This is a genomic window from Modicisalibacter radicis (assembly GCF_900961225.1).
Classification (GTDB): domain Bacteria; phylum Pseudomonadota; class Gammaproteobacteria; order Pseudomonadales; family Halomonadaceae; genus Modicisalibacter.
On record NZ_CAAHFN010000109.1, the window covers coordinates 188327 to 197198 of the forward strand.

The following is an 8872-nucleotide window of genomic DNA, read 5'->3' on the forward strand; positions in this document are numbered from 1 at the left end:
TTTTATAGAACGTTCTTTAAATAGAACACTCAGCCAGGCCGGATCATGGACAAACGCTCGCTGCAGACCCTGGGCCACCATCTGCAGACCCTGCGCCAGGCACGCGGATGGTCGCTGTCGCAGCTCGCGGCACAGGCGGGAATCGCCAAGTCGAACCTGTCGCGTCTCGAGCAGGGCGACGGCAATCCCACGCTGGATACCCTGTGGCGCCTGGCGATGCGACTCGAGATTCCCTTCGGCACGCTGGTGGCGCCGATCACTGCCGTCCTCGGCGAGGACGGCGTCACCGTGCAGCTGATCGATCAGGGCAAGGGCCAACCGGCGGTGGATGCCTACTGGATGCGTTGCGAGCCCCACACCCATCGCCGGGCCGAGCCGCACTCGCCGGGCACCCGGGAATTTCTCAACGTGGTCAGCGGTGCGCTCGCCGCCGGCCCGGTGAACGACATGCAACGGCTGGCCGCCGGGGACCGTTTCGAATTCCCCGCCGACCGGCCGCATGCCTACCGCACCGAAGCCGAGGCCGCGACCTTCCTCATGACCATCGTCTACACGGGGGGCGACACGCCATGAGCGACGAATCGATCCGTCATGCCCCGCCGGCCTGGCTGCTCGGCCTGCGCGAGGCGATACCCTTGCTCGGTGGCTACGTGCCGGTGGCCATCTCGTTCGGACTGATCGCCGCCCAGGCCGGCTTCTCGACCTGGGAGATCGCCGCGATATCGACGTTGATCTACGCGGGGGCCTCGCAGTTTTTGTTCGTCGGCATGGCCGCCGGTGGCGCGCCGCTATGGCTGACGGTGGCCATGACGCTGCTGATCAACGTTCGCCACATGGTCTATGCCCCCAACCTGGCGCCCTGGCTGACCGACAGCCGCTGGTGGCCCTGGCTGATGCATGGCCTGACCGACCAGGTGTTTGCCCTGGCCCATGCGCGCCTGCCCCAGATAGCGACGCCACAGCGCCTCGGCTGGTTCACCGGCGCCGCCTTGCTGGCCTGGGCGAGCTGGGTGGCCGGCAGCATCCTCGGCGCCGTCGCCGGCGAGTGGTTGACCCGACGCTGGCCACTCGCCGGCGAAGTGATGCCGTTCGCGCTACCGGCGCTGTTCCTGGTTCTGCTGGCCCCCCGATTCACCTCGTTTCGCTGGTCGCTGGCCCTGGGCGTCAGCGTGATCGCGGCGCTGGCGCTGACCCTGGGCGGACTGACCAACGTCAGCATTCCGCTGGCCGCAGCCTGCGGAATGCTGTGCTTCCATGCGGTCAGGCAACGTCCACGCATCGCCGGGAGGAAAGGCCCATGAGTGGCGCGATGTGGCTGGCGGTGATGGCCGCCGCGCTCGGCACCCTGGCCTTGCGAGCGCTGCCGCTGGTCTGGATGAGGCGTCGGCTGCGCCGCTCCGAGGATGACCCCGGACTGGATGCCATGCCGCCCTGGCTAGGCGTGCTGGGGCCGTTGATGATCGCCGCCCTGTTCGGCGTGTCGCTGGTGCCGCAACGCCAGGACCCCGTCGGATGGCTGGCCACGCTGATCGGCCTCGCCGTCACGCTGATGGCATGGCGCCGCACTCGCACCCTGGGCTGGCCGGTCATGGCCGGTGTCGTCGCCTTCGGCCTGGTTGCGATCGTGGCGAGGCTGGGATGAGCGTGGACGGTAATGCACGTTAGAAGTCTCGGGACCATCCAACTAGGCTTGTTCGCTAGGCGATAGCGAACGAGCAGGCCCCCTCTGCCTTGCTCGGCTTGGTCGGTCGAGGCTTCCGAGAACGGGAGAGCGTCGTCTGTTATGATTAAGCCGCTAACGTTTCCCGGCCCGGTGCCATGCCGCCGATGTCGGAACAGGAGCAAGCGCACCCACAGTTCAAGGAGACAGAACGACATGTCGCAATCTCACTCGTCCCGATCGGGCGCCATCGTGCTCTTCGTGGCTTCGCTCGCGGGATTCGCCATCGCCCTCTACGCCTACGTCACGCCACTGACCGGCGTCACCGACACGCTCGGCGCGCTGGTCGCCATCCTGGCCTGCGTCGCGCTCGCCGTGATGGCGCTGATCCTGGCGGCGCTGAAAGGACGCGGCACGCGCAATGCGCTGCGCGTGCTGATCCTGCTGGGCCTCGTCGGCACCGCTTTCGCGGGCCTTCTCCTCCATCAATGGTGGATCGTCGTCGCCATGCTGGTCGGTCTTGTCGGGCTGATCCTCGACATGCGCCGTCCGACCCACACGACTCGCCCCGCCCATTCCTGAGGAGCCGCTCCATGCCGACATCACGACTCGCCGCGCAATATCGCGGTCAATTCGCCGCCCCCCGGCTCTCCCTGTTCGCCGCACAACGTCTCGGCACGGCCATCGCGCTGGCACTGCTCATGTCGCCCGCGCCGCTGCTGGCGCAGGATCAGCCGGCCGACCAGAACCAGAACCAGAACCAGAACCAGAACCAGAACCAGAACCAGCAGAGCGTGCAAGGCCAGCCGGCCACACCGCAGGACGGCGCGCCACAAGACGCCGCCCAGTCCGAGCCGATTCCGCTGGTCCCCGAACAGCCGACCTGGGACAGCTTCCACGGCCAGCTCAACGCGCAGAAATACAGCCCGCTCGACCAGATCAACGCCGACAACGTCGGCGAGCTGGAAAAGGTCTGGGAACTCCACACCGGCGACGTCGCGGATGGCAAGGGCGACCTGCCGCCCACGGTCTGGTCGGCGACGCCGGTCTTCGCCAACGACACGCTCTACATCGGTACGCCGTTCTACCGGATTCTCGCGCTCGACCCCGCGACCGGAGAGCAGAAGTGGAGCTTCGACACGGAGTCCACGCTCGAAGCCCTGACCCAGCCCGCGCTGAAGAACCGCGGCGTCGCCTACTGGGAGGCGGAGGATCCGGTCGCCGGCGAAGCCTGCCAGAAGATCGTCTACATGGGCACCATGGACGCGCAGCTGTTCGCGGTCGACGCCGACACCGGCGAGAAGTGCACGGACTTCGCCGACAACGGCGTGCTCAACGTCAATCAGTGGAACGACACCCACGACAAGTGGCCGCTGTCGCTGCTGCAGCCGCCGACCGTGGTCGGCGACCACCTGATGCTGGGCTGGGCCGGCATGGACTGGGCCTACGAGCAGGCCCCGCCCGGCACCATATTCTCGATCAACGCCCGCACCGGCGAGCGCGAATGGACCTTCCAGGCGCTGTCCGACGAGATGCGCGAGCAGAGCGGCACGGCCAACGTCTGGACGCACATGTCAGCCGACGAGGAGAACGGCCTCGTGTACCTGCCGGTGTCCTCGCCCTCGCCGAACTACTGGGGCGGCAACCGCACCGAGGAAGTGCCGCTGGCGACCTCGACCACCGCGCTCGACGTCGATACCGGCGAAGTCGTCTGGTCGCGTCAGTGGGTTCACCATGATATCTGGGATTACGACATCAACGCCGCGCCGACGCTGATGGACATCACGGTCGACGGCGAAGAGATCCCGGCACTGGTCCAGTCGACCAAGATGGGCTTTCTGTTCGTCGTCAACCGCCTGACCGGCGAGGACGTCTGGCCGATCGAGGAACGTCCGGTGCCCGGCGGGGACGGGAGCGTCGACGGCGAGGTCTACGCCCCGACCCAGCCCTTCCCGACCAAGCCCGCCCCGCTGCTCGATCAATCCGAGAAGCCCGAGGTCTGGGCGCTTGCCGATGCCGCGAGCGGTGGCGAGTGCTCGGCGCTGTGGGACGACCTCTGGTATGAAGGCATGTACACGCCGCCCACCACCCAGGGCGAAGGCACGCTTACCTACCCCGACAGCGCCGGCGGCGTACAGTGGGGCGGCGTAGCCTTCGATCCCGAGAGCCAGACCGCGATCGTCAATACCTCGCACATCGTGCAGTACCTCAAGCTCTACGACCGCGAGGCGTACGAAAAGGCCAACAGCGGTTCGGGCAACGAGAGCGGTTTCGCTCCACAGGAAGGCGCGCCCTACGGCATGCGCCTGGAAGTGGCGCTGAACTGGCTCGGCATGCCCTGCTGGGAACCGCCCTTCGGCGAGATCGTCGCGCTCGACATGCACACGGGTGACGTCAAGTGGCGCCGCCCGGTCGGCGCTTCACAGCAGTATGGCTTCTTCATGCCGGAAAGCTGGGGCTCGCCCACCATCGGCGGCCCGGCGGTAACGGCCGGCGGCGTCATATTCATCGGCGCCTCGATGGACGCCAAGGTGCGCGCCTATTCGCTGGAAACCGGCGAGGAGCTGTGGTCGGACCAGGTCGAGGCACCTTCGGTTTCGAACCCGGCGGTCTACGAGTACGAGGGCCGCCAATACGTCGCCTTCATCGGCGGCGGCAACACCATCCTCAAGGACCAGGTCGGCGACCAGATCGCAGTCTACGCGCTGCCGGAAGACTGACCACCGACTGCCCGGCGCAGAACGACGGGGCGGCCCTTGGGGCCGCCCCGTTCACGTTGCGAGAAGGGTATTTCCAGTCCGGCTGTGAAAACGACCGGGAGCTACTCGACAGCCTTGCCTCCGGCATTGCCGGGAGGCGGGAAACACGCTCAGGCCATGATCTGGAAGCGATAGCGGGTACGCAGGGTCTGCCTCTTGCTCAGCTCGACCAGGCCCTGGTCGAGCGGCGCCGCGCCATGGTGGGCATCGACGTCGTGACTGACCGGCTCGAAGCAGAAGAAATCGGCCTCACGGCCCGGCGAGTAGACCAGGTAGCGCGGACACGGCGGGTCGCTGTCGATGTAGAGCGTCAGGTCATGCTCGGGCCAGACCAGCCGCGCCTGCCCGTTCCAGCCGGTGAACAGATTGTCGATCGGCCCGTCCGGCAGCCTGCCGCCACGGCGGAAATCCCACTCGCTCGCCGCGTCGATGGCCCGCCAGCCGGTGGGCAGTTGCGCATCGTCGACGTCCCACACGCCGTCCGCCGGCGCCTCGATGGCCACCCCGGCGCTGCGCGGGAACCAGGGATGCACGCCCATGCCGTAGGGGGCGGGCGTCTCGCCCCGGTGGGTGACCACCAGTTCCACGGTCAGCGCCGCGCCGTCGATCCGGTAGATCAGCCGCGAGCGGTAGTCGAACGGTGGCTGGTGGCTGGATTCGCGCTCGAGGGTCAGTTGGGTGGCGGTCCGGTGGGCGACGCGCCATGCCGCCTGCCAGCCGTCGCCGTGGATCGGACAGGGCTCGCCGTCGCGGTTGGCCGTCAGCGGATAATGCACGCCCTGCCACTCGAAGCCGCCGGCGCCGATACGGTTGGACCACGGCACCAGCGGGTACAGGCCCATGGCGTCGGGATCGCTGGCCGCGCTGTCGCCCGGGCGGAACAGGGCGATGTCGCCCCCCTTGCGCAGCGCCTCGAAGCGCACCACCGAACCGCCGACGTCCGGCGCCACCTCGAGCCGCAATAATGTGTTTTCGAGCGTAATCGTCATTGCCTGGCCTACTCCGCTGAAATCGATCGCCACAGCATACCGTACCAGGGCCTTTGCGGGGTCGGGTTGGCGGTGCCGGGTACAGCCCGGCGCTTACTTGCACGAAGACATTTAGCTCAGGCACTAGGCCGCTTCAATGCCAGCAGGCCGATACCGAATACCAGCATCAGGCCGCCGCCAGGAATACCCGCAAAAGCTCCACGTCCACATCACCCTCCTTATATTTATTATCGCCGATCCAAATCCACAAACATGTCGTTCGAAGTTACGTTAAAGTAAAACGCAAAGTAACTTAGGAGTGCCCCATGTCGCTCGAGCTCTGGCTATCGTTCATCCTGGCTTCATTCTTGATCGTTGCTTCCCCAGGCCCCGCTGTCGCCCTGCTGATCGCTACGGGCCTCAACCAGGGGCGTAAAGCCGCCCTAGCCATGCTGCCAGGGTTCTTCCTAGGCGATCTGGTTGCCATGTCCCTGTCGTTTGCCGGCGTTGGAGCGCTACTCATGGCCTCAGCTGAGCTCTTCAATATCATTAAATGGCTCGGGGCCGCCTATCTTATTTATATGGGTATAAAGATGTGGCGCGAGGCCGGACAGCTCAATGACCTGGAGGCCGCGGGCGCTAAGCTACATATCGGCACCGCCAAGGCATTCCTGGTCACGGTGCTCAATCCCAAGAGCATTTTGTTCTTCATGGCCTTTATGCCTCAGTTCGTCGATCCCGGCGCTGCGCTGCTCCCCCAACTGGCAATTCTCTTCTCGACGTTCCTATGTATCGGTGTCGTCACTGACCTGGGATATACACTACTCTCGACCACCGGGGGGCGATTGATGACCGCCAAGTTGCGCCGCGTCATGCATCGCTGCGGTGCCGGCAGCCTGGTAAGCGCCGGCCTATTGATGGCCGTGACGCGCCGCCCAGGAACATAGCGAGGCAGTTCGAAACATAGCTTCTCCGCTACTTAACAACCATCCTGCCGACTGGCTCAGTCGTGATAGACCGCGCTGCGCCCGCCGTCGACGGTGATGCAGGTGGCGTTGATGAACGGCGCCTCGTCGGAGGCCAGGAACACCGCGGTCATGGCGATCTCCTCGGGGCGGCCGAGCCGACCCGGCGGATGCAGCGCCTCGATGCGCCCACGCGCTGCCGCCGGATCGTCGAAGCCCTGCCAGTGCGCCTCGACCGCCGGCGTGGCGATGTAGCCCGGGGCGATGGCGTTGACGCGCACGCCGCGGTCGGCGTACTCGACGCCCAGCGCCCGGGTCAGGCCGATCAGGCCATGCTTGGCGACCGGGTAGGGAAAGCAGCCGCGAATGATCGCGAAGCTGTGGGTCGAGGCGATGTTGACGATCGCCCCGCCGCCCTGGGCGATCAGGTCGGGCAATACCGCGCGGCTGCAGTGCCAGGCGCCTTCGAGATCGACCGCCAGGCAGCGCTGCCAGGCGTCGTCGGGCATCGCCAACGGCTCGTGGAAGACGTTCATGCCGGCGTTGTTGATCAGCGTGGTCAACGGCCCCAGCGCCTCGCGCGCCCGTTGCACGGCGGCCTCGACCGCATCGCGCGAGGCGATGTCGCAACTCACCGCCAGCGCAGCGTGGCCGGCCTCGCGCAGCGTAGCCGCCGCCCGCTCGGCGCCGTCGAAGTCGCGATCGGCCAGGCACACCGCCGCCCCCTCGCCGGCACAGGCCGTGGCAATGGCATGGCCGATGCCGGCCGCCGCGCCGGTGACGAAGATCCGCTTGCCCGCCAGGCGTCCGCTCATCGCTCGCTCCCGGGCACCGCGAAACGTCCCGCCGGCAGGCCACGTACCCCGGGCACGACCCGGAACAGTCCCCCCGCGAGGGCCTCGTCGTCGCGCTCGACCGCCGCCGTGGTGATGTACAGCTGGTCCAGCCCGGCGCCGCCGAAGGCGCACGAGGTGACCCGCGACGCGGGCACCGGCAACGTCTCGTCGAGTTCGCCGTCGGCGCGAAAGCGGCTGACCCGGCCGCCGCCCCAGTGGGCGACCCACAGGCCGCCCTCGGCATCGCAGGTCATGCCGTCGGGGCGGCCCTGGGTTTCGGCGAAGCGGATATGCTCGCGCTTGTTGGCCAGTTCCCCATCGGCCCGGAGGTCGAAGGCGTAGATGATGCCCCGGGGCGTGTCGCTGTGATAGAGCGTGGCGCCATCGGGGCTGATCGCCGGACCGTTGGCGACCCGATAGCCCTCGTCGACGCGGCTTATCGTCTCGCCATCGAGACGGTAGAAGAAGCCGCTCGAGCGCTCGGCGGCATCGTCCATCGAGCCGAACCACAGCCGCCCGCGAGGATCGACCTTGGCGTCGTTGAAGCGGTTGCCGGCCGGCTCCTCGGGCGTCGTCCAGGGGCCGACGACGCGCGGCCCGGCGTCGGTCAGGCGCAGGTGAACCAGCCGCGAACGCAGTCCGGCGATGAAGCCATCGCCGTCGTCACGGGCCGCCAGCCAGCAGCACGGCTCGTCGAGCGTCCAGCCCCGGGTGCGGCCGCTGGCCGGATCGAAGGCATGCAGGCGCCCGGCGAGGATGTCCACGAACAGCAGTTGCCCCTGCGCGCCGCGCTCGGGGCACCACAGCGGCCCCTCGCCCAGTTGGGCGCGCCCCGCCCAGACACACTCCACGCTATTGCTGGCGATCATTGTGCGGTCCTGTTGCTGCCGAGCGTGATGGCTTCAATGCGAATGCCTCGGCACCTCGGCGCCGCGACAGCCGACCAGGAAGTCGAAGTCGCAGCCCTCGTCGGCCTGCAGCACCCGCTCGATGTAGAGCTGACGATAGCCGCCGCTGGCGGCGATGGTCCGCGACGCCGCGGTGGGGTCGCCCTCGGCCAGCCGGCGTTCGAGCTCGGCATCGTCGAGTTCCAGGTGCAGCGTCCCGGCGTAGGCGTCCAGCGCGATCCAGTCGCCGTTTCTGACCGCGGCCAGCGGGCCGCCGGCGGCGGCCTCCGGGGCGACGTGCAGCACCACGGTGCCGTAGGCGGTGCCGCTCATCCGCGCATCCGAGATGCGCACCATGTCGGTGACGCCCTGCTCGAGCAGCTTGGCCGGCAGGCCCATGTTGCCCACCTCGGCCATGCCGTGATAGCCCCGCGGCCCGCAGTGCTTCATCACCAGGATGTCGTCGGCCTCGACGTCGAGCGCGGGGTCGTTGATGCGCGCCTTGTAGTCGTCGAAGTCCTCGAACACCACGGCGCGGCCGCGATGGGTCATCAGTTCGGGGGTGGCGGCGGAGGGCTTCAGCACCGCGCCGTTGGGGGCGAGGTTGCCGCGCAGCACGCACATGCCGCCGTCCTCGCGCAACGGGTTGTCGAGCGGGCGGATCACTGCCTCGTTGTACTGCGGGGCGTCCTTGACGTTGTCCCACAGCGTGCGGCCGTTGACGGTCAGGGCGTCCTTGTGGGGCAGCCGGTCGGCCTCGCCGAGCCGGCGCAGCACCGCGGGCAGGCCGCCGGCAT

At 67.7% G+C, this 8872-nt stretch carries 10 protein-coding genes; 6 read left to right on the forward strand and 4 right to left on the reverse strand.

All coding sequences use genetic code 11. From position 1 onward, the window contains the following. Positions 1-45: 45 nt before the first annotated feature. The 5 genes from HR9077_RS19030 (at position 46) to HR9077_RS19050 (ending at position 4380) form a co-directional block, all read left to right on the forward strand. Positions 46-573, forward strand: coding sequence for a helix-turn-helix domain-containing protein (locus HR9077_RS19030; RefSeq protein WP_136068874.1), 528 nt, complete (start codon positions 46-48; stop codon positions 571-573). After that, positions 570-1301: an AzlC family ABC transporter permease gene (locus HR9077_RS19035; RefSeq protein WP_136068875.1), complete on the forward strand. Its 732-nt coding sequence runs from the start codon at positions 570-572 to the stop codon at positions 1299-1301. Before HR9077_RS19030 ends, HR9077_RS19035 begins: the two co-directional genes overlap by 4 nt. Further along, a complete protein-coding gene (locus HR9077_RS19040) occupies positions 1298-1642 on the forward strand; it encodes an AzlD domain-containing protein (RefSeq protein WP_136068876.1) in 345 nt (114 codons plus the stop codon). Before HR9077_RS19035 ends, HR9077_RS19040 begins: the two co-directional genes overlap by 4 nt. A 234-nt stretch (positions 1643-1876) precedes the next feature. Continuing rightward, positions 1877-2242, forward strand: a complete 366-nt coding sequence (locus HR9077_RS19045) for a hypothetical protein (protein ID WP_136068877.1) — start codon at positions 1877-1879, stop codon at positions 2240-2242. 11 nt (positions 2243-2253) lie between these two features. Next, a complete protein-coding gene (locus HR9077_RS19050) occupies positions 2254-4380 on the forward strand; it encodes a pyrroloquinoline quinone-dependent dehydrogenase (RefSeq protein ID WP_210725975.1) in 2127 nt (708 codons plus the stop codon). A gap of 149 nt (positions 4381-4529) precedes the next feature. On the opposite strand, the gene HR9077_RS19055 is transcribed toward HR9077_RS19050, so the two are convergent. Beyond that, on the reverse strand, positions 4530-5408 hold the full coding sequence (locus HR9077_RS19055) for an aldose 1-epimerase (RefSeq protein WP_136068878.1): 879 nt from the start codon (positions 5406-5408) through the stop codon (positions 4530-4532). A gap of 305 nt (positions 5409-5713) precedes the next feature. On the opposite strand from HR9077_RS19055, the gene HR9077_RS19060 reads away from it, so the two are divergent. Then, positions 5714-6334: a LysE family translocator gene (locus HR9077_RS19060; protein ID WP_136068879.1), complete on the forward strand. Its 621-nt coding sequence runs from the start codon at positions 5714-5716 to the stop codon at positions 6332-6334. A gap of 56 nt (positions 6335-6390) precedes the next feature. Here HR9077_RS19060 and HR9077_RS19065 read toward each other — a convergent pair whose 3' ends face one another. From HR9077_RS19065 to HR9077_RS19075, 3 genes are all read right to left on the reverse strand, one after another. Continuing rightward, positions 6391-7167: an SDR family oxidoreductase gene (locus tag HR9077_RS19065; protein WP_136068880.1), complete on the reverse strand. Its 777-nt coding sequence runs from the start codon at positions 7165-7167 to the stop codon at positions 6391-6393. Next, on the reverse strand, positions 7164-8057 hold the full coding sequence (locus tag HR9077_RS19070; RefSeq protein WP_136068881.1) for an SMP-30/gluconolactonase/LRE family protein: 894 nt from the start codon (positions 8055-8057) through the stop codon (positions 7164-7166). The genes HR9077_RS19065 and HR9077_RS19070 overlap by 4 nt, the downstream gene beginning before the upstream one ends. A 33-nt stretch (positions 8058-8090) precedes the next feature. After that, positions 8091-8872, reverse strand: a 782-nt coding sequence (locus HR9077_RS19075) for an IlvD/Edd family dehydratase (RefSeq protein WP_210725976.1), incomplete at its 5' end; no start/stop codon positions are given.